We start from the raw sequence: 21334 nt of genomic DNA, 5'->3' as shown, positions 1-21334 counted from the left end.
GCAAATTGCACAAAATAGAGTTGATAAGCTGATTCCATGAATAAATACGCATTCCTAATGCATATTTGTATTTTAGTCTCCTCATGGGTTTCATTTTTTATGAGAGAAAATGAGTATAGAAAGAGGAAAACTACTTTTGTAAAAAGACTACTCATCATTTATGAAGGAGTAAAAATGCGCTAAATGCTGCTTTTTATTTTCTTCTGTAATAAGATATAAATTATTATATACAGAAAATAAACCCAAGCTTTTAAAAAGGTTGGCATAATAAAACGCATAGGTATTTAATTCATTGTAAGTTATAAAACTGCTTTTTTATTGCGTTTCATATATTTTATATATATGACCCCATAACCAAGCCCGGCAAGAGCAGATAAACCAGATCCACAAAGAACACCAATTTTTGCAGAATCCAGCAAGACGATATCTTTAAAAGCGAGCATTGAAACAAAGATAGACATTGTAAAGCCAATTCCCGCCAAAAATCCGATCAATAGTAAACCGGCCCATGTCATATGGGGAGGTAAGCGGCATAACCCTAATTTCACTGCTAGATAGCTTGCGATAATAATACCAAAAGGTTTTCCGATAAATAGACCGACGACAACACCGAGAACAACTAAGAATGAATTGTTTGAAGCTAGATCAAAGTTTGCAAAACTCACACCAGCATTTGCAAAGGCAAAGATTGGCATAATACCATAAGCAACCCATGGATGTAATGTTTTTTGAACACGCGTTACTGGTGCTATAATATCACGTTGCCCTTTACGTATTTTTTTCAATGCGGTAGAGATATGAGGCAAGTCTGTTTTGGGATTTTTTTCTTGAAGAATTTGCATTGCATTACTGAGCATTGTGAGTGGAGCAACAAGAGTGCGGGTAGGTAAAACTGGAGTCATCATACCTAAAATTACACCAGCAAGTGATGGATGAACGCCTGTCATCATTAAACCCCACCAGATAATGGCACCAGGCAAAATATAAAGCCATGCGGATGCAATTCCAATCCATTGAAAAAAGAATACCAAAGCAATGCCTGCTGCTGCAATGGTTAAACCACTAGGATCAATGTTTGTTGAGTAGAAGAAAGCAATAATGAGAACAGCAATAATATCATCAATAATTGCTAAGGATAAGAGGATGATGTGTAGGTTAGAAGGAATTTTTTTTCCAAGAAGAGCAAGAATACCTAGAGCAAAGGCAATATCTGTTGCTGTTGGTACAGCCCAACCATGTGTATGCCCACTATTTAAGTTAAAGCTGAGATAAATAATTGCAGGGAGACAAACTCCACCTATTGCTGCAATGATTGGCAAAGTTGCTTGTTTGAAATCGGCGAGAGCACCTTCGTAAATTTCACGTCTAATTTCCATTCCTGCTACAAGAAAAAAAACAGTCATGAGAGCATCATTAACCCAGAAATGGAGATCCCATGAAAGGGTAAAATGGCCAAAGTTAAAGCCAAGAGGTGTATGCCAAAAGGATTCATAGAGAGAAGCATATTTAGAATTGGCAAAAATGAGTGCGGCAGCAGCAGCTAATAAAAGCACAATACCACTAAGAGCTTCTATATGAAGAAAACGCTCAAGGGCAGAGAGCGCCCGATCCGTAACAAGAGAGGCCCGATTTGGCAAGCGATTTGAGGATATGCTAGACATGAACAACTCCAAGTATCAACAATTCTGCTCATAATATTTTTATGTAAATTGTAACCTATAACGTCTTATTTTAACACACAAAAGAAGAGATAGGAATAAAGCTCTTGATGTGTGGATAAGATCATCATTTTTAAAAGAGAATATACCTTCTAGGGTGATGCTTCATTTTTAACAGTAAGATTTATTTTGTTCAAAGTAGTATAAAAATCTTTTTGTAAGGCGGTTCCGAGATCATCTAAGGTAAGAACTTCGTTATCTTTCGCTGTTATTTTAATAACCAATGTTTTTGGATTTTTAGCAAACTCACCTAATGACTTTGAAATTTTTTCTGCTTCATCGTGATTTTTTAGCAGTATTTTGGGGCTCTGCGTTATTATCAGATAGAAATCGTTATAAAGTTCCTGTTTGAGATCATGTTTGCTGTCATTAAAATTTCGTGTAAGATAAGAAAAAAGCTTATCAATAAAACCAGAATCCGTATAGATGGCGTCAATTTCAGTGATACCAATGTCTTGAGAGGCAGCAATCATTAAGTCTTTTTGAGCAGAGAAAAGTTTTTCATCTACATTAATAACCTTAGACGATATTTTTCCAGATCCCATATCTTTTATGTTGAAAGACAGGGCATTAAGAGATAGGAAGCGCTTTTCATCATCATAAGAAATATCTATCTTTCCTGAAAGATTAAGGCGCTCAAAGTCTATTTTTTTATGTAAAATAGATAAGCTATCCAGAGAGAGAGAAAGTCCTTTTGGTATAGGTCTTTTCCATAGGTTTGGTTTGAATTGAAATGATTTGAGTGTTGCTTGAAACAGCGGCGTATCAATGGAAAGATTGTTCATTTGAGAATCAGCTGAGGCTATAGTGAGCAGGATATTCATAAGAATACCATTGCGTATTGCTTTTTCAGCATCCTGATTATTTTCTTTTTTTGCGTTAAGATAAGCTGTAATCAGTTTCCTAGGGGGGTGTTCAAACGGTTTTATTTTGAGACCAGATGTTTTAAATTTGTTAAAAGAGAAAGAGGTATTTTGCTCTTTGTCTCCTTCTTCAAAAATATTGACTGTTACATTTTCCAGAGAAAGAGGACCAGTAACAGTTTTCACTTGATGTGTAGGATAGTTTTTCCCTAAAATAAGAGAATAAGCGTAGTTGATATCAATATCATGTATTTTAAATGCGTTGCTCTTCGCAGTCAAATACATCTGTTTGGTACCATTTGCAGCTCTTGTTGCAAGGTCTATATTTTTAAAGCCAACAGAACGAATACGACCACTTCTAAAACCAGAAAGCTGAAATTCCTTTATCTCAAGTTTTTCAATACGGTTATTTCCATTTTCTACAGAAAGTTGTATATTTGGAGCAACAATTGAGGCGAGTTCAACGCGCATAATTGATTGCAAAATGCGCGATGCGATTGTGCTATCTTTTTCCTTTAAAAATACGTTATTAATAGAAATCTTGGGAATTTTTATATGAATATCATTATGCTTTAAATCTACATTATAAAATGTAAAAGTGCCAGGAATAAAAGAAATAGGAGGACGTGCTGAAATGGCTCCAATTTTAAGTAATACACCAGAAGGAACGGGCAGCGTAACATTTTTCAGATTAACTTTGCCCAGGATACTAACATCAAATGTTTCTGCTTTTATAGATCGGCGTGCTATTTCTCGTTTCGCAAAACTATTAAGATAGGGTTTTGCTATATAAAAACCACTGACAAAGATGATTGCCAAAGTAGAAAAAAGACCAATAATACAGGTTAGCCAATATTTTAGTTTCCCTTGATGTTCATTATTACAATTGGCCATTTTTTCTTCTTTCGCTTTTTATATGAGGATATAAACAAATTTCTTTAAGAAATGACAAATGTTCAGGTATGGCATGTACGGCAACATTATCTATCCTGTTTATACATGTAGAATCATTCTCATCTTTGTGGCAATACGCTTTTATAAATTGTCACCAAATTTCTTTAATTTCAATATTTTATAAACAAACTCTCGTAACAGAGAGAAATCTATGCTGATCCTGATTATGTTTATCACTAAAATATTCCCCAGTATTTCTATGTCTGCTTTTATCTTGCTGCTATTTATAGGAACAGTTAAAAAGATATGTTATTGTTTATTGTGATCTAACGCAAAGAGATAGGTATCATGACAGAAAATCAAATCATGGCTTTTTCTATTATTGGTGTCATGATGGTCGTTTTTATTTGGGATAGGTTCCGTTATGATCTTGTCGCTGTTTGTACGTTATTGGTTGCTTGCATCGTTGGCCTTGTCAGCCCGAAGGAGGCATTTAGCGGTTTTAGTAATGATATTGTTATTATTGTGGGGAGTGTGTTTGTTGTCAGTACGGCTGTATCGCGTTCTGGTATAATGGAATTTATGATCCAACGCATTTGGCCAGATGTGCAATCAGTACGTCTTCAATTAGCTGTTTTGGTAATTTCTGTGGTGGTTTTATCAATGTTTGTTAAAAACATTGGTGCTTTGGCTATCATGCTTCCGATTGCTTTTCAATTTGCACGTCGTTCTCAGGTTTCACCCTCTATTTTTTTGATGCCAATGGCATTTGGTTCTTTGTTGGGTGGCCTTATGACACAGATAGGTACTTCTCCCAATGTTGTTATTTCAGCTATGCAAGAACGTTTAGTGGGGACTCCTTTTACCATGTTTGATTTTACACCGGTTGGAGCAGTTGTCGCTCTTACTGGTGTATTATATTTGGTCTTTTTTTCTTGGCGTTTACCTATACGTACACGCTCAGGCGTATCGTTTGATGACGCTATTGATATTCGTAATTATGTTTCGGAAGTGCGTATTCCACTACATTCGCCGATTGTGGGAAAAACCATTGTTGATCTCGTAAAACCATCGGGTGGTGAGGTCATGGTGATACAAATTATAAGAAATAAAACCTCTATTTCGCCATTGCCAGATTTTATTTTTTCTGAAAATGATATTGTTTTGTTAGAAGGCTCACATACAGGATTAGATAGTGTGATTAATTCTGCTCGCCTAGAATTTTCTATGGGAAGAACTATTGCTGCGGGCGATAAAGACAGTGATATTGATATTATTGAAGCAGTCATCACACATAATTCACCTCTCATTGGTATTAGTGCAAAAAGGTTTTCACTTTTTGATCGCTATGATGTGAATTTGCTTGCGTTAAGTCGTCAGCATGAAAGGGTACGGGGGAGGCTTGGTGATATTGTTTTCCATCTTGGAGATGTGATTGTTTTGCAAGGACAGGATCTGGTTATTTCAAATTTGTTACGGGAATTGAAATGTTTTCCCTTAGCAAAACGCAATATTATGTTTGGTAATTTGCGACACGGTGTTATATCGTTAGCTATTTTATTAATAGCGATTATTTTTACGGCTTTTCAAATCGTTCCTGTTGCATTTTCTTTTTTTTCTGCAGCGGTTGCTATGGTTATTTTCCGAGTTTTGCCAGCACGTGATCTATATCAAGCATTAGATGGGCAAATATTAGTGTTATTAGCAGCTCTTATTCCTGTGAGCGAAGCACTAGAGAAGACGGGATGCACGGATCTTATAGGGCATTGGCTTAGCCAATTAGCAGTTTTTTTTCCTCCATCTGGTGCACTGGCTCTTATGTTGGTGACGGCAATGTTGGTAACGCCATTTTTTAATAATGCGGCGACAGTAATGATGGTAGCACCAATTGCATCAAGTTTTGCGCATTCCCTTCATTATAAGCCTGAAGCTTTTTTGATGGCTGTTGCGATTGGAGCGGGGTGTGAATTTTTGACACCTATTGGCCATCAAAGTAATATGCTTGTGATGGCTCCGGGAGGATATCGTTTTAGTGATTACCCACGTTTTGGTGCTCCATTGGCAATATTAATAGTTATTGTTGCGGTTCCAATGCTTATGTGGATTTGGCCATTACAATGAGAGTAGTTTCAAAATTACAAATATTAATCATAAAAAGTTGTTCATTGGGGAAGACAAGTTAATGCATTTTGTATAACGGGTTTTGTTTAAATTTGGGGTTTTATTAAGCTTTCATGTGGAGTTATCTTATTTTTACGTTGGGTGAGAGCATGTTTGTTAATTTTGCTGATTACAGATGTTTTAAAAGATAAAAATTAGGTTATAATCTGTTAAAGGTTATGTTGGTGTATATAATTAAGGATAAATAGGGGGCGGAGGCTGTGAAGAATGCTATAGAAAGCATATATGTAGGCAAGTATGTCTATTGGACATGAAGTCCATGATAGCTTTTACACGTATAAAAAAGCAAGAAAGATAAAAGTTGTCATATGAACTAAAAGGCAGGAACATCGTTTTTGAGTGATGCAGTTGCAAAAGTACTTTTGATGCGGATACATATCGATTTTAAACTGAAAGGGTAGCAATTTTAAAATTTTTAGTTAATGAGGGCTACAATCTTTGTTCATTTATGCGTAAAAGCACAGAAAGTTATTTTTCTAGGGTGTAATATATGTCGTATGATAGTTTTATTGCTGAAGTTAATGCAGAGTTTCGTCAAGAAAAGGCACTTGCTTTTTGGAAACGTTATGGTTTTTCGATTGTTATTGCAGCCATTATTTTTGTGCTGATGATCGTTATTTATCAAGTTTATCACCATGAACAAATGAAAAAAGCCGGTCATATTGGAGATGCTTTTGTAAAAAGTCTTGATCTTGCAGATGCACGTCATTTTGATGAGGCAATGAAGCAATTGGAAGAGGTTAAAACCTCTAACTTTGGAGGATATCCTTTTCTTGCGCGTTTGCGTGAGGCTTCTTTATTCATGGAACAAGGCAATGCTGTTAAATCGATAGAGATTTTTGATTCTGTTGCAGCTGATAGCAAAGCTCCGCAAATTTTGCAGAAAGTTGCAAAAATTCGGGCGGCTTATATTCTTGTTGATACAGGGACCTTGGATGATGTTAAAAAGCGTGTCAAAGACATGGCAAATGATATTGATCCTATGCGTATGTCAGCAAGGGAGGCTCTAGGCTTTGCTGCTTATAAAGCTGATAAAATGGATGAGGCGGTTGATTATTTTAAAAAGATTTCTGAAGAAGGTGCTCTAGGGTCAAGAGTAACTGATCGAGCACAAATAATGCTTGAACTTATTCAAGCTGAGGGCAAGGCAAATAAAGGATAAATTGATGAGCCTTACCATTGCAATAGTTGGTCGACCCAATGTTGGGAAGTCAACGCTTTTTAATCGTTTGGTTGGGCTGAAATTAGCTTTGGTTGATGATAAGCCAGGTGTGACGCGTGATCGACGTGTGCATGCTGGTACACTTCAAGATCTGCATTTTGATGTAATTGATACAGCTGGATTAGAAGAAGCGGGTGATCATCATACACTTGAAGGTCGTATGCGCTCTCAAACAAAAGCTGCTATCGATGAAGCAGATCTCATTTTATTCATGTTTGATGCGAAGAGTGGAATAACGCAGAGTGATTTAAACTTTGCGTCATTGGTTCGCAAATCGGGAAAACCGATAGTACTTGTTGCCAATAAATCTGAGTCAAAAGCGGCAGCAGGAGCGGAGTATGAGGCCTGGTCATTAGGTTTGGGAGAACCCTGTCCTATATCTGCTGAACATGGTTTGGGTCTTTCAGATCTTCGTGATGCAATTGTTGCTGCTATTGGTGAAGAAAAAGCTTTTGAAAGCAAAAGCGAAGAAAAACATGTTGTTGTTCTACCTGCATCTGTTGGTGATGAAGTGAGTGATTGGGAGGAAAAAGAGCCTATTTATGATGAAAGTAAACCCATTCGGATTGCTGTTGCTGGTCGTCCCAACACAGGAAAATCAACTCTCATCAATAGGATGTTGGGGCAAGATCGTTTATTGACAGGGCCCGAAGCTGGGCTTACCCGTGATTCTATTTCTGTGGATTGGAAATGGAACGGTCGTCATATTAAACTTTTTGATACTGCAGGTTTACGTAGAAAATCGAAAATTCAAGAAAGATTAGAAAAACTTTCTGTTGCAGACACTTTGCGTGCAATTCGTTTTGCAGAAATTGTGGTGATTGTTTTTGACGCTACTGCGCCTTTTGAAAAGCAGGATTTGCAAATTGCTGATCTGGTGATTCGTGAAGGGCGTGTTCCCATTATTGCTTTTAATAAGTGGGATCTTATTGAAAATAGTCAGACAACGTTGGTTGATTTACATGAAAAATGCGCGCGCCTTCTTCCTCAAGTTCGTGGTTTAAGAGCTGTTCCTTTGTCTGGACAATATGGTAAAGGTATTGATAAATTAATGGACAATATCTTGATGATGCATCGTGTGTGGAATCGTCGTATTTCCACGGGTAAATTGAATCGATGGCTTGAAATGATTGTTGCGCGCCACCCTCCGCCTGCTATTTCTGGGCGTCGACTTAAGGTTAAATATGTCACACAGGTGAAGACACGTCCTCCTGGATTTGTGATTTCTTGTTCACGACCACAAGTAATGCCTCAGTCGTATTTGCGTTACCTTTCTAATGGACTGCGAGATACGTTTGATATGCTAGGGATACCAATTCGTATATCATTACACTCATCGGATAATCCTTTTGCAAAACGTTCCAAAAAAGGATGAACTTTCTTATTTTTTTAAGGAATTATATTTGCATTTAATAGGAAGTTTTAAAAGAAAAAGAAACGGTTTCTTTATTCACAATAAGGAATGTTTGATTATTTTATCGTATGAAATAAGAAATATTTTCGTAGGCATCAATTTTGAAGCTTAAAGTCCAGATGTTCAGAAAGTTTATGACTGTTATAAGCGGTTTGTAATCGTATTTAAAGTTCCGTTTATATCTATTTTGTGTCCTATTTTTATCTTAAAAATGCATGTGGGATTTAGGAATACCAATTTTTTATATATGCGTGATGAATACAATGCGCAACAATGAAATTTTCTTCAGTAGTTGTGTTTTCTATAGTATTATTATGGTCGTGATATGAGAATAAAGTAGCAATATGCTATCTCACAAGATGTTATGGTTTTTTTAGGTGCATGAGTGGTTAGAGTTATTAAGAGTGAAAGAAGCGTTTTTATGCGATAAATTGTGATAGATTTCTTTTAGCGTCTTGACGAATAAACTCAGGAACAATATGCTATGCACGATTTTATGAGATGCATTTTTACTTTGCTTTTTAACTAAGGAGCCAATTATGGCAAAGGGCGACGAACCCGTTGTGCCGCGAAAGGGAGCTGAGGGAGAAAAGCGAAGAGATTGTCTTCATTCAGAGGATTTAGAATGTCGTAGACGAGGTTTAGGTTTAGCTTTAATGCGTAAGAAAGCATTAAAGAAGCGGCAGTACCGGAATAAAGAGGAAGAGTCACAAGGGAGGATGGCACGTGCGATTAAGCTTTCCAGTGAATTTTTGGCGAGTATTATTGTTGGTGTTATGTTGGGGTTGGGATTTGACAAGTTAGCAGGTTCATCGCCATGGGGAATGGTGTTCTTTCTTTTTCTTGGATTTGCTGCTGGTGTATTGAGTATTCTTCGGTCTGTGGGATATGTTGCCTACAGTCAAATTGGGCAAGGTGGCGTATTGCGCCAAGATCATGATAAAGATAAAGGGACCAATAAAAGGTCCGATAAATGAGGTTGAAGTGACATCGCACGCTCCAGATCCTATTCATCAGTTTGAGATTTCACGGTTGATTAATATTTCTATAGGAAATATGGATTTGTCGTTTACAAATGTATCATTGTTTATAGTGGCTACTGTTGTTGTAACTTCAGTTTTTCTCTTTATTTCATCATCAAGTCGTGGATTAGTTCCAACACGAATGCAGTCTATTTCGGAAATGGCATATGAATTTGTAGCATCAACTTTGCGAGAATCGGCAGGTGTACAGGGAATGCAGTTCTTTCCCTTAGTTTTTTCCCTGTTTACTTTTGTTTTGGTTGCAAATTTTATTGGTCTTTTCCCTTATTTTTATACAATTACTTCTCAAATTATGATCACGTTTTCATTGGCGATGTTGGTGATATTGACTGTGATTGGTTATGGTTTTTACAAGCATGGGGTTGGATTTTTGAAATTATTTGTTCCTAGTGGTGTGCCTGTTGTAATTCTGCCTTTGGTTACGATGATTGAGGTTATTTCTTTCTTCTCTCGTCCTATCAGCCTTTCACTTCGTCTTTTTGCTAATATGCTTGCTGGTCATATTACTCTCAAAGTATTTTCTGGTTTTATTGTCTCAATGATTGGGGTGGGGATCATGGGCGTTGGTGGTTCAATTTTACCGCTTATCATGACCGTAGCGATTACTGCTCTTGAATTTTTGGTTGCATTTCTTCAAGCATACGTCTTTACGGTTTTAACTTGTATGTACCTTAATGATGCCGTTCATCCGGGACATTAATAAAACTGGCGGTTTTCCGTCAAACTAATGCAATTTCGCTTCAAAGGAGAATGATATGGAATTAGTGCTTGCAGCAAAATATATTGGTGCTGGTCTTGCGTGTTTTGGTATGGCTGGAACAGCTTTGGGCCTTGGAAATATTTTTGGTAGCTATCTTTCTGGTGCATTACGCAATCCATCAGCAGCAGATAGTCAGTTTGGTCGTTTAGTCTTTGGTTTTGCTGTGACGGAGGCTTTGGGAATCTTTTCATTGCTCGTTGCTTTGTTGCTTCTTTTTGCGGTTTAATCATTTTTAAAAGGGTATGTCTGTTTTTTTATTAAGAGAGACGGGTATGCCCTTTTAATTTCTAAAAGAAGAAACATGAATTAGTTATTATTGGTTTTAAATAAAGGGCCGTAACTAAATTGGGAGCTGTAACTAACTTGTTTGAAGGGTAAGATATGATATTTATTTCCAGCGCTTATGCACAGACCTCTGGAACGTCGGTAGGACATATCAGGAATGCATCGGAGCATGTAGATCGTGTGTTTCCGCCTTTTGATTTTGTGCATTTTGGTTCACATCTTTTTTGGTTAGCTCTTTCTTTCGGTCTTTTCTATCTCTTCATTTCTCGTGTGATTGTACCGCGTATTGGTGGTGTTATTGAAACACGTCGAGATCGTATTGCATCCGATTTGGATCAGGCAATGCGTATGAAACAGGAAGCAGATGCTGTAGTCAAAATTTATGAACGAAAATTATCAGAGGCACATTCACAGGCGCATGTTATAGCGCGAGCTGCTGGCGAGGAAATAAAACAAAAAGCTGAACTTGAACGTAAAGAAATTGAAGAAAGTTTAGAAAGAAAGCTAGCAGATGCTGAAGAAAAGATAGTAAAAATTCGTGATAAGGCTATGCAAAATGTTGGTTTAATTGCTGAAGAAATAGCTCTTGAGATTGTAAAAAAATTGATTGACGTTGATCTCAGTAAGGAGTCTGTTCGTTCAGCAGTGAAAGCTGCAGATTACTGAGGATTACAAGGATGACAGATACTTTTTGGGCTTTTGTTGGATTAGTTCTTTTTCTAGCTCTTTTGGTTTATTTCAAAGTTCCAAAGATGGCTATACAACATCTTGATGCGCGTGCACAGCGTATCAAGGATGAGCTTGATGAAGCTCTTCGTTTGCGTGAAGAAGCACAGGAAGTGTTAGCGGAATATCAGCGCAAACATGCCGAAGCAGAAAAGGATGCGCAGGAGATTATTGCAGCAGCTAAACGTGAAGTTGAGTCTGTTATTGCTGAAGCACGTACAAAAGCAGAAGAGTATGTCAAGAATCGCAATAAATTAGCAGAGCAAAAAATTGCTCAAGCAGAGGCCGATGCGATACGAATGGTTTCTTCATCTGCTATTGATTTAGCGATTTCTGCTGCGCGCGTGCTTATCGCAAAGGAAGTAGCTTCTGATAAAGCACATAAATTTATGAAGGAATCTCTTTCTAAAGAATCTCTTGCAAAAATGAAAACATATTTTAATTAGTAGCTGTTTGATAAGTTTACAAAGATCGCTTTTCAGGAAGAGTCCTCTTCTTTCAGAATTAAGAGTGATTATTTATTATTTGATATTATCGAGTTTTATTTACGCTTAGTTCTCAAATTTTTTGAAATTTCCTGAAGCTTTTAGGTAAAATTTTTGCATATTATTTTTTTGTTTAATGATAAAAGCGTTAAACAATAGCAGGGTTTCATTTTCATTGCTTCTGTAGTTAGTGATAATTTGAGATTTTAGACTGCAAGTTTTGAGAAGTCTACGAACATTTGCGTAATGGTGCGAATGCGTTTGAGAAGAGCAAGACGATTGGCGCGAACATTAGGGTTTTTATCGTTCACCAATACTTTTTCGAAAAATGTGTCGATAAATTTTCCTAATGGCACTAAAATATCAAGTGCAAGTGATAAATTTGCTGTGTGAATATGACAACAGACCTTTTTTTCAACTTCTATAATTTCTTGATAAAGTTGTTTTTCTTCTGTTTCAATAAGGAGCTCTGGGTTGATATCATCCGCTATTGTTGAGTTTTTAGGGAGTTCATTCTCAAGGATGTTTACAGTACGTTTTACTGCGGCTAAAAAGCTATCGCCTTTATTTGTATTGATAAAGCCGATAAGTGCTTCGACATGACGCGCAACCAACAAAAAATCATCTGCATCTTTATTTAAAACTGCTTCAATAGCGTCATAGCGTACGCCTTTCTCTTTAAGATAGATTTTCAAACGTTCATGAAAAAAGTACAACAGATCTAATAAAATATGTTCTGTGTTTTTGAGAAGTTGATTCTGCGATTGTGTATTTTCTATTTGAAACGTTTCATATTTGTTTTTTTGCTGCAAAAAAAGATTTTTTGCTACATGAAATAGTGGCATGAGATTGATTTTCCAGTCACGCAAAAGCACAAGCCTAATAATTCCCAAAGCAGCTCGTCTTAATGCATAAGGATCTTTTGAGCCTGTTGGTTTTTCATTAATGAGCCAAAAACCAACGAGCATGTCAATTTTATCGGCTAGAGCAACTGCTATAGCAAGAGGCTCTTGCGGAATATAATCTGTTGGTCCTTGAGGTTTATAATGGTCTTCGATTGCTTCAGCTACGCGAGGATCTTCTCCTTGAAGAAGTGCATATTTTCGTCCCATCAGTCCTTGTAGTTCAGGGAATTCTCCGACAACTTCTGTTTGTAAGTCAGCTTTTGCCAAAATTGCTGCACGCTTAGCTAAGAAGGGATCTGCTTGCACTAAAGGAGCAATTTCCTGCGCAAGGGTGGCTATCCGCTCTACTCTTTCGCCTTGCGTTCCTAATTTTGCATGGAAAGTTACATTCAAATGATCGAGACGTGCTATTCTCTGATCAAGAGGTTTATTCAAATCAAGAGCAAATTTTTTAGCGGAAGATTCGAACTGTTTAATATCAGGCAAATTATGTTGGTCTGTTTGCCAAAAATAGAACGCATCAGAAAGGCGAGCACAGACAACTTTACTATTTCCCTTAGAGATTTCTTTTCCTTCATCATTTGCAAGAATATTAGAAACAAGAATAAAGTAATGGGAAAGTTCAATTGTTTCGCCTTGTTTGCGGGTTACAAAACATTTTTGGTTAGCACGAATAGTTAAGCGAATAATTTCTGGAGGAATATCTAAGAAAGATTTATCAAAATTACCCATAAGCACAACAGGCCATTCAACGAGTCCTGCAATTTCTTCTAAGAGGGTGCTATCTTGGACTAATTCTAAACCATTTGCAAAACAAAGATTTTGTGCATCAGCCAAAATAATATTTTTTCGTCTTTCCGCATCTAGAATGACTTTATGGGATTCAAGTTGAGTGACATAGTCATCAAAGCGGCGGATTTGAAGTGGTTTTCCATTACTTAAAAAGCGATGACCGTAGGTTACATTATTGCTTTGGAGAGAACCAATTGTAAATGGAATAACATGTGTTTCACCAATTTCTGGTCCGAAGATACAGAGAATGTTTTGTAGTGAGCGAATCCATTTCAATGCTCCATTTTTTGCTGAATCTTCACCCCAACGCATAGACCTTGGCCATGGAAAGTTGCGTATGATATTAGGTAAGATATCAGCAATAATTTCTTCTGCACTCCGGCCTTTTTTAATGATTTTAGCGACATAAAAATCACCTTTTTTATTATCATGTGCAATATTTGCTTCAGAAATATCGCTTAGTCCTGTCGTACGTAGAAAGCCGTCGATTACATGTTGTGGTGATTGTATATTTGGTCCTTTTCGTTCTTCTTGGATATCTTTTGAGCGTGTAGAAAGACCTCGTACATCTAATGTTAGTCGACGGGGTGTCCAATATTCACGGGCAGCTTTATAGGTTAATCCTGCCTTCACAAGTTGATCTGTAACAGATTTTTTGAGGTCTGCTGCTGCTTTTCGCTGCATGCGAGCAGGAATTTCTTCGCTAAAAAGTTCCAAAAGAAGATCAGACATTAGGCTTCTCCTTTTGTATGTATTTGACCAGCTTCCGTGAGCAAGAAAGCTTCTCCACAGCGGCGTGCGAGATCACGAACGCGAAGAATATAACTTTGTCGTTCTGTGACAGAAATAACACCGCGAGCTTGTAAAAGATTAAAGATATGGCTGGCTTTAATACATTGGTCATAAGCGGGAAAAACACACAGATGCAAGTCATGTTCTTTATTTGGTTTTCCAGCTTCAAGCAGTGCAATACATTCACATTCTGCATCGATAAAATGCTGATAAAGCATTTTGGTGTTAGCAAATTCGAAATTATAGTATGAGTATTCCTGTTCTGCTTGCAGAAAAATATCTCTGTAACTTATACGATTTTCTCCATCCAAACCATTAAAATTGAGATCATAGACGTTATCAACACCTTGGATATACATTGCTAAACGCTCAAGTCCGTAAGTAAGTTCTCCTGAAACTGGGGCGCATTCAATGCCGCAAACTTGTTGAAAGTAAGTGAATTGAGAGACTTCCATTCCATCGCACCAGCATTCCCATCCAAGTCCCCAAGCCCCGAGAGTTGGGCTTTCCCAATCATCTTCAACAAAGCGAATATCGTGCAGTTTTGTATCAAGACCAATGGCTTGTAACGATTTAATATAAAGCTCTTGTAAATTTGGTGGAGAAGGTTTGAGAAGCACTTGGAATTGATAATAGTGCTGTAAACGATTCGGATTTTTACCATATCGGCCATCTGCTGGACGACGAGAGGGTTGGACGTAAGCAACTTTCCAAGGGCGTGGTCCCAATGCACGTAAAGTTGTTGCTGGATGAAAAGTTCCAGCACCGACTTCCATATCGTAAGGTTGTAGAATTGCACATCCATAGTGGGCCCAATAGTTTTGTAAAGTTAGGATAAGCCCTTGAAAAGAACGTGTAGGATTAAGATATTCAGGTAATTCCACGCTTTATACTCTTTAATATCAACTAACAGATAGCAACCAGAAAATTAGTCTTATACCTGTCTATTGTTTCATAGGATTATGGTCAAGCACCGTTGTTTATTACAAGCCAAATTTCAGTTTTTTTTGAATGTTTTTGGAATTTTTTGCTTCTCCATCGATTGCATGATTCCATTGAAATACAGCTTCACGTTTTCGCCCGACTTGCCAGTAAGCATCACCTAAATGATCATTCAATGTTGGATCTTCGGGTTGTAATTTGACAGCCTCTTCTAATATCTTAACAGCTTGGTCATACTGTTTAAGCTTATAATAGGCCCAACCTAGAGAATCTAGAATGTAACTATTTTGTGATTGCAATGCCGAGGCTTTTTGTAGCATACGCAATGATTCCTCAAGTTTCTGATCACGCTCAACAAGCGAATATCCTAGATAATTAAGGATTTGTGGTTGATCAGGATAAAATTCAAGTGCTTTTCGTAAATCAATTTCGGCTTGTGACCATTTCTGTAAACGTTCAAAAGCAATACCACGTTGATAAAAGAGTTTCCAATCATCTCGTTGAAAATTTTGTATCTGCACAATAGTACGATCTAAAACTTTAGCAGCTTCAGAAAATTTATTATTTTGCATATAAATAGCTGCTAACGTTATCAAAATGTGGCGATCATGAGGGAATTTTTTCCTTAAGAATGTCAGCAATTTGATAGCTTCATTGTGATTAATATCTGCAAGAAGGAATGCAAGCTGTAACTGTCCATCTTTATAATAGGGGGATTGTGGTGGTAAAGCACGGTAAAGTTTAATAGCTTTACGAGGATCGCCTAATCTAGCAGAAATGTTTGCCAATTGGAATAGTGTTGCGTCATTTTGAGGATATAAGGTGAAAGATAACTGTTGGAAAATACGTGCAATTCGCCCTGAATCTTTATGGCTAAGAGCTGTCCCAAAATTATACAATACTTCACCTGCTCCTTGTTGAGGTGTTTTAACCAACATTTCGAGGGAAGCACTTTTTTCGATTTTTTCTCGAATATTTTTCAGTGCTTCACGTCCTGACAACATTTGTTCACCGTGCTTAATTGTTTGAATAGCCTGATTACGCATTTTGTGACGCAACTGGAATGAGGCATAGGCTATGATAATGCGTTCATAGGTATTTGGAGCTATAAGTGTGCCTTGTCGATTATTGAGCGCTTGAATAAAATACTTTTTTGCATCCTGTGTATTTTCAGCTAGATCGTTCATGAGCGCAAGATGATAGCTTATAAAAAGATTATACCAAGCAGGTCCTTTGATTTTTTCAAGGTCAGCAATTGCTTGCGATTTTTGTCCAGACCCAAATGTGGCCCAAGCACCGATTAATTCAGGTACGGGATTATTGGGTATGCGAGGTGCTTTTAATTGCAAAAGAAGGCTGGCATTTTTATAATCTTTCCTAATGAGATTTTCTATCGACAATGTCAAGGAAACAAAAGGTGTTATAACATCTTGCTCTTTTAGTTTTTTTGCTTGTTTTACAGCTTCTTTGAAAGAACCCGCGGAGAGCATAACCTCGAGGAGTTCCTTTTGTGTTTCAATGTTATCAGGTTGATAAGCAAGTGCCTGTTGAAAATAATCGATGGCAAGATCTATCTTGTTTTCGTAATTTGCAATTCTTCCAGCCAAATAAGCGCCTGTAAATGAGCTTGTATTGATAGCTGTATTAATTTTGCTATAGCTTAGTGATGGCATTAGCATGATACCCGCAATAAAGAGAGTAAAAAAGCGGGATACTGTTGCGCTGCGCATAGAGCTAATCCTTTTTAAGATAATCAATTGATTGTACAGTTTATAAATCATATCCAATAATTTTTGTGAGAAATATTATACTTTTTGCAAAGAATTAGTTTACGCGCGCAATACAAAAATCAACAGTTTTTATCAGAGCATTGTGAGCAGGTCCTTTTTTTATTGAAGAAAGAGCATCGGTTGCACGCTTTCCATAGATACGTGCTTGTTCTATTGTCTCTGTGAGACAATTGTATTTTTCTATTAAGTGTTGCGCATGCTCAAAAGCTTCATCATTATTATTGTTGTTTTCAAGAGCTTGTTTCCAAAATACTTTTTCCGTGGCATTCCCACGTATATATGCAAGTATAACAGGCATTGTGATTTTACCTTCTCGGAAATCATCTCCTATATTTTTTCCTAGATTGTGCGCAGAACCTCCATAGTCAAGAGCATCGTCAATCAATTGAAAAGCAAATCCTAATAATGTTCCATATTCGCGTAATGCAGAACGCTCTTTATCTCCATAACCGGCAATAATTGGACCAACTTCAGCGGCAGCTGAAAAAAGTGCTGCTGTTTTTGCATTAATGATCTTGAGATAATCTGAAGTGCTGGTATTTAGATTTTTTGCGGCAGAAAGTTGCATCACTTCTCCTTCAGCAATAATTGCAGCAGCATTTGCTAGAACGGAGAGTGCTTCTATGGAACCAACGTCAACCATCATTTTAAAAGCTTGTCCCAATAGAAAATCACCAACAAGTACGCTAGCTTGATTTCCCCAAATCATTCGTGCAGTAGATTTTCCACGTCGTAAATTACTTTCATCGATCACATCATCGTGTAACAAAGTTGCCGTATGCATAAATTCAACAGCTGTTGCGAGTTTAATATGCCCATCACTTTGATAACCGAACATATGAGCGGAAGCTAATGTAATCATTGGGCGCAGCCGCTTTCCACCTGATGAAATCAGGTGGTTGGAAATTTCAGGAATCATTTCAACTTCTGATTTTGCCATAGAAAGGATGAATTGATTTACGCGCTCCATATCATTTTTGGTAAGATTGATCAGGGATTGTAGAGAGTTTTGATGATTTGTTATTTGATTTAATTTTGTAGCAGCACGCAATATGTTTTCTCCTAGAGTATTGCAATGGGTATATATGCATTCTATTTTGTTTGTAGCATAAAGGGGGATTTGTTTTGACTCAAGCTTTGATACTGCTTTAAAGTGAAAGTCTTGAATGGATATTTGCAAGGAGTGTTTTGTGGGGGAAGTTGATGTTATAAAAATATGTGGGGAAATTTGAAACAGCTTTGTGGAAACAGCAGCTTATAAAGAAAAATGAGTCGTTCAAATGGTTAAAACAACGAATCATAGTGATGAAACAATTGATAGTTTTCATCGCGGGAAGTTTTATTTGGTTCAACCGCGTAAACGGGGACATCGGTCTGGCATGGATGCTATGTTATTAGCTGGTTTAGTTCCCAATAATTTTAAGGGAAAAGTTGTTGACTTAGGAGCTGGTGCTGGTGCTGCGGGATTGGCAGTTGCTTCGCGTTGCTTAGAGGTTCATGTTACATTAGTTGAACGGTCAGCTTTTATGGTATCCTATGCTCAAAAAACGCTTATGCTAAAACAAAATGAGAAATTTGTTGACCGAATTTGTTTACTAGAAGCAGATATTACTTTCAAAGGAAAGTCACGCGTAAAAGCTGGTTTGCTAGATAATAGTTTTGATTTTGCGATTATGAATCCCCCTTTTAATAATCCCGCTGATCGCAAAACACCTGATGAACAAAAGAGCGAAGCGCATGTTATGTCTGAATCGATGTTTGATAATTGGTTGCGAAGTGCTGCCGCAATTATTAAACCAGGCGGATATTTAGGGTTAATTGCGCGTCCACAATCGCTAACTGATATTTTGCATGCTTTGGAAGGGCGGTTTGGTAATATCTGTATAATCCCTATACATGCGCGTGCTGCAATGGCAGCAATTCGTATTTTATTTTATGCAAAACGGGGAAGCAGAGCGGCTTTATCGATATTGCCAGCGTTGGTGATGCATGAAGGTGATAGTCATGCTTTTTCACCGCACATTGATGCGATCAATAATGGGTGTATAAGCTTGTGGGAACTTTTTAAATGATATCTTGTGTTTTCCAGTTTATTGCTTAATTTGAAACTGAATCTTTAATTTTAAAGGGAGACTTTAAATTTTGTGCGAGATTTTATTTCTAGTTGCAATGTGGATTTTTATTGGCGCTTTTGGATGTTATCGCGTCCTGCCTTTTTGTTGCCCTTTTTTGTTTGATTGATCTTAATTTATTTAAGGAGATTTTATTTTGATGAACATTATCAAAAATTTTGTTCCATGTCGTTTTTGTTCCGGTAAACTTGAGATTCCTGTGATACGCCTTCATGGGGCAATTATAGATTCAACGTCATCAATAGCACGTACGCTTTCATTAAGCCGTTGTGCGAATCTTTTAGATAAGGCTTTTGCATACAAAAAAGCACCGGCTGTCGCAATTATAGTTAATTCTCCTGGTGGTTCGCCGGTGCAATCACGTTTTATTTTTAAGCGTATTCGTGATTTGGCAGAGGAAAAAAATAAACAAGTTCTTGTCTTTATTGAGGATGTTGCAGCATCTGGTGGTTACATGATTGCTTGTGCTGGAGATGAAATTTTTGCTGATCCTTCTTCGATTGTTGGTTCTATAGGGGTTATATCAGCGTCTTTTGGTTTTCCTGAGCTTCTAAAGAAAATTGGTGTTGAGCGGCGTGTTTATACAGCAGGGAAAAACAAGGTTACATTAGATCCATTTCAACCTGAAAAGAAGGCGGATGTTGAACATTTGAAATCTTTGCAACTTGAAGTTCATAAAACTTTTATCGATTTGGTTAAGGAGCGTCGTGCAACAAAATTATCAAATGATCCAGATATTTTTACAGGAATGTTTTGGAGCGGAAAGAAAGGTGTTGAACTTGGTTTGATAGATGGGTTGAATGATGTGCGCTCTGTTATTAAGGAGCGGTTTGGTCATGATACAAAACTGCGATTAATTTCTCCTCCAAAAAGTTTTTTAGGACCCAAAACGCCTTCAGGTATTACTGCTGATGCGGTTTATACAGCGGTTGATAGCGCAGTTATGGTTGCTCAGGAGCGGGCGCTTTGGCAACGGTATGGTTTGTGAGAGAAAAAGAGATTTGGTCGATGTGCAGTTTCGTTGAAAATTTTGCCTAAAGAGAGGTATGAGAAGGAAAAAGACTTGTAATGATACAAGTGATTACATTCAGTTTGTTTTGTATGATGACTTGTCATGCTTATTTTTTATTTAGGAAGCGATTACAGAAAGCCTTGTGCAATGTTTATTGTACAGAAGCAAAACCCCATATGGCGAAAAGAGGCACAGTAGTCAAAGATCCTTATACAGGTGAATATTACGTCAGATGATATCAGATGTACAAGCTTCATTCACAGGGCATTTTTATATATCTACACCCATTAAGTTGAATTTAGCTTTGCATGTTGTGGGGGAGCGCACTGATGGTTATCATCTTATAGAAAGTTTGGTCTATTTTAGTCTTAGCGGAGATTATTTGGGTTATGCACCGTGTGAAAATGATCATTTTGTTTTAGCAGGTCCCTTTGCGGGAGGGCTTATTTCTGATTCAGATAATTTGGTTATTCGCGCACGTGATTTTATGCGCAAAACATTTCCTGAAAGTGCTAAACCTGCTTTTTTTCAACTTGTTAAAACATTACCTGTTGCTTCAGGGATTGGTGGTGGTTCTGGTGATGCTGCCAGCGTTATGAGCATATTGCGTCAACAATGGAATCTTGATTGTTCTTGTGAGAAGTTAGCAGCAATGAGTTTAGTTCTTGGTGCTGATGTTCCTATGTGTCTTTTGGGGTTGGAATATCAGCAGCCTCTTTTTGTTAAAGGAATTGGTGAGAACGTCATGCGATTAAAAGAGGCTTGTTCTGTTGCCATGGTGTTAGTTAATCATGGTCAGCAAATTGCAACACAAGCTATTTTTAAAACTTTGGAAAAACGCAATAACCCTCCTTTGAAAATTGATCCAATGGCTTTAAAAACAGTCGATTCATTGGTTGAAGTTTTACAAGAAACGCGTAATGATCTTTTTACTCCTGCATTAAAAATTGCACCTCAATTAGCAGAAGTATTATCTACATTAGATGCGTGTGGAGCTCTTTTTTCCCGTATGTCAGGGACAGGGGCGACTTGTTTCGGTATTTTTAAAGACCGGCAAGAAGCACAGCAAGCAGCTCTTTTTATTAAATCGATGTATCCAAAATGGTTTGTAAAATCTATCATGACCTTAGGAAATATTTGATAGATAAGATAAAGATTTTGTTTTGGAACATTTTTGTTAGGTGCCATGAAGAGAATGCTTGGTTTTATTTTTCAGATAAAATCGAGACATAATAGAATAATCTTGAGAAGAGGAATAAAATAACAGTATAGGATATTTTATAGTTGTATTTTGTTATTACTGTATTTGTTGCAAGAGTTTACCAAAGTGCTTTAGCTTGCTACAGGAGTTTCAGAAAATAGAACGTCTGTAAAATTG

General features: G+C 37.3%; 17 protein-coding genes. 11 read left to right on the top strand and 6 right to left on the bottom strand.

The genetic code is table 11. From position 1 onward, the window contains the following. Positions 1–299: 299 nt before the first annotated feature. Both nhaA and MCS_RS02350 read right to left on the bottom strand, forming a co-directional pair. Entirely contained in the window at positions 300–1661 is a 1362-nt protein-coding gene (gene nhaA, locus MCS_RS02355; protein ID WP_004855181.1) for a Na+/H+ antiporter NhaA, read from the bottom strand. Between the two features lie 149 nt (positions 1662–1810). Continuing rightward, positions 1811–3475 (bottom strand): hypothetical protein, encoded by a 1665-nt coding sequence (locus MCS_RS02350; protein WP_004855177.1) that lies wholly within the window; start codon positions 3473–3475, stop codon positions 1811–1813. Positions 3476–3823: 348 nt separating this feature from the next. On the opposite strand from MCS_RS02350, the gene MCS_RS02345 reads away from it, so the two are divergent. From MCS_RS02345 to MCS_RS02310, 8 genes are all read left to right on the top strand, one after another. After that, a complete protein-coding gene (locus MCS_RS02345) occupies positions 3824–5596 on the top strand; it encodes an SLC13 family permease (protein ID WP_004855176.1) in 1773 nt (590 codons plus the stop codon). Positions 5597–6146: 550 nt separating this feature from the next. Beyond that, the gene (locus MCS_RS02340; protein ID WP_004855173.1) at positions 6147–6818 is read left to right on the top strand and encodes a DUF2659 family protein; all 672 of its coding nucleotides are present in this window, start codon (positions 6147–6149) and stop codon (positions 6816–6818) included. 4 nt (positions 6819–6822) lie between these two features. Next, positions 6823–8253, top strand: a complete 1431-nt coding sequence (der, locus tag MCS_RS02335) for a ribosome biogenesis GTPase Der (RefSeq protein WP_004855170.1) — start codon at positions 6823–6825, stop codon at positions 8251–8253. A gap of 578 nt (positions 8254–8831) precedes the next feature. After that, on the top strand, positions 8832–9269 hold the full coding sequence (locus MCS_RS02330) for an AtpZ/AtpI family protein (protein ID WP_004855167.1): 438 nt from the start codon (positions 8832–8834) through the stop codon (positions 9267–9269). 7 nt (positions 9270–9276) lie between these two features. After that, on the top strand, positions 9277–10035 hold the full coding sequence (locus MCS_RS02325; RefSeq protein ID WP_004855166.1) for a F0F1 ATP synthase subunit A: 759 nt from the start codon (positions 9277–9279) through the stop codon (positions 10033–10035). Between the two features lie 55 nt (positions 10036–10090). Beyond that, positions 10091–10321, top strand: a complete 231-nt coding sequence (locus MCS_RS02320; protein ID WP_004855165.1) for a F0F1 ATP synthase subunit C — start codon at positions 10091–10093, stop codon at positions 10319–10321. A 158-nt stretch (positions 10322–10479) separates the two neighbouring features. Next, positions 10480–11046 (top strand): F0F1 ATP synthase subunit B, encoded by a 567-nt coding sequence (locus MCS_RS02315; protein ID WP_024864161.1) that lies wholly within the window; start codon positions 10480–10482, stop codon positions 11044–11046. Between the two features lie 11 nt (positions 11047–11057). After that, positions 11058–11552, top strand: a complete 495-nt coding sequence (locus MCS_RS02310; RefSeq protein WP_004855149.1) for a F0F1 ATP synthase subunit B — start codon at positions 11058–11060, stop codon at positions 11550–11552. 245 nt (positions 11553–11797) lie between these two features. Here the strand turns inward: MCS_RS02310 and glyS are convergent, their stop codons facing one another. The 4 genes from glyS to MCS_RS02290 all read right to left on the bottom strand — a co-directional run bounded on the left by glyS (position 11798) and on the right by MCS_RS02290 (position 17863). After that, positions 11798–14020 carry a glycine--tRNA ligase subunit beta gene (gene glyS / locus MCS_RS02305; RefSeq protein ID WP_004855144.1) on the bottom strand — a complete coding sequence of 741 codons (2223 nt, stop codon included), beginning with the start codon at positions 14018–14020 and terminating at the stop codon, positions 11798–11800. Continuing rightward, positions 14020–14964 carry a glycine--tRNA ligase subunit alpha gene (locus MCS_RS02300; RefSeq protein WP_004855141.1) on the bottom strand — a complete coding sequence of 315 codons (945 nt, stop codon included), beginning with the start codon at positions 14962–14964 and terminating at the stop codon, positions 14020–14022. The genes glyS and MCS_RS02300 overlap by 1 nt, the downstream gene beginning before the upstream one ends. 99 nt (positions 14965–15063) lie before the next feature. Further along, positions 15064–16752: a tetratricopeptide repeat protein gene (locus tag MCS_RS02295; RefSeq protein WP_004855139.1), complete on the bottom strand. Its 1689-nt coding sequence runs from the start codon at positions 16750–16752 to the stop codon at positions 15064–15066. 94 nt (positions 16753–16846) lie between these two features. Next, the gene (locus tag MCS_RS02290) at positions 16847–17863 is read right to left on the bottom strand and encodes a polyprenyl synthetase family protein (protein WP_004855136.1); all 1017 of its coding nucleotides are present in this window, start codon (positions 17861–17863) and stop codon (positions 16847–16849) included. A gap of 229 nt (positions 17864–18092) precedes the next feature. Between MCS_RS02290 and MCS_RS02285 the strand changes: the two genes are divergently transcribed. From MCS_RS02285 to MCS_RS02270, 3 genes are all read left to right on the top strand, one after another. Beyond that, complete coding sequence (locus MCS_RS02285; RefSeq protein WP_004855134.1) at positions 18093–18884, top strand: tRNA1(Val) (adenine(37)-N6)-methyltransferase; 792 nt, start codon at positions 18093–18095, stop codon at positions 18882–18884. A 199-nt stretch (positions 18885–19083) separates the two neighbouring features. After that, the gene (locus tag MCS_RS02280) at positions 19084–19932 is read left to right on the top strand and encodes a S49 family peptidase (RefSeq protein WP_004855131.1); all 849 of its coding nucleotides are present in this window, start codon (positions 19084–19086) and stop codon (positions 19930–19932) included. Positions 19933–20188: 256 nt separating this feature from the next. Then, positions 20189–21097, top strand: a complete 909-nt coding sequence (locus MCS_RS02270; RefSeq protein WP_004855127.1) for a 4-(cytidine 5'-diphospho)-2-C-methyl-D-erythritol kinase — start codon at positions 20189–20191, stop codon at positions 21095–21097. Positions 21098–21334 lie beyond the last annotated feature (237 nt).

This window comes from Bartonella doshiae NCTC 12862 = ATCC 700133 (assembly GCF_000278155.1).
Taxonomy (GTDB): domain Bacteria; phylum Pseudomonadota; class Alphaproteobacteria; order Rhizobiales; family Rhizobiaceae; genus Bartonella; species Bartonella doshiae.
Note: the sequence above shows the minus strand (reverse complement) of the source record. Positions and strands in the feature narration are given on the sequence as shown.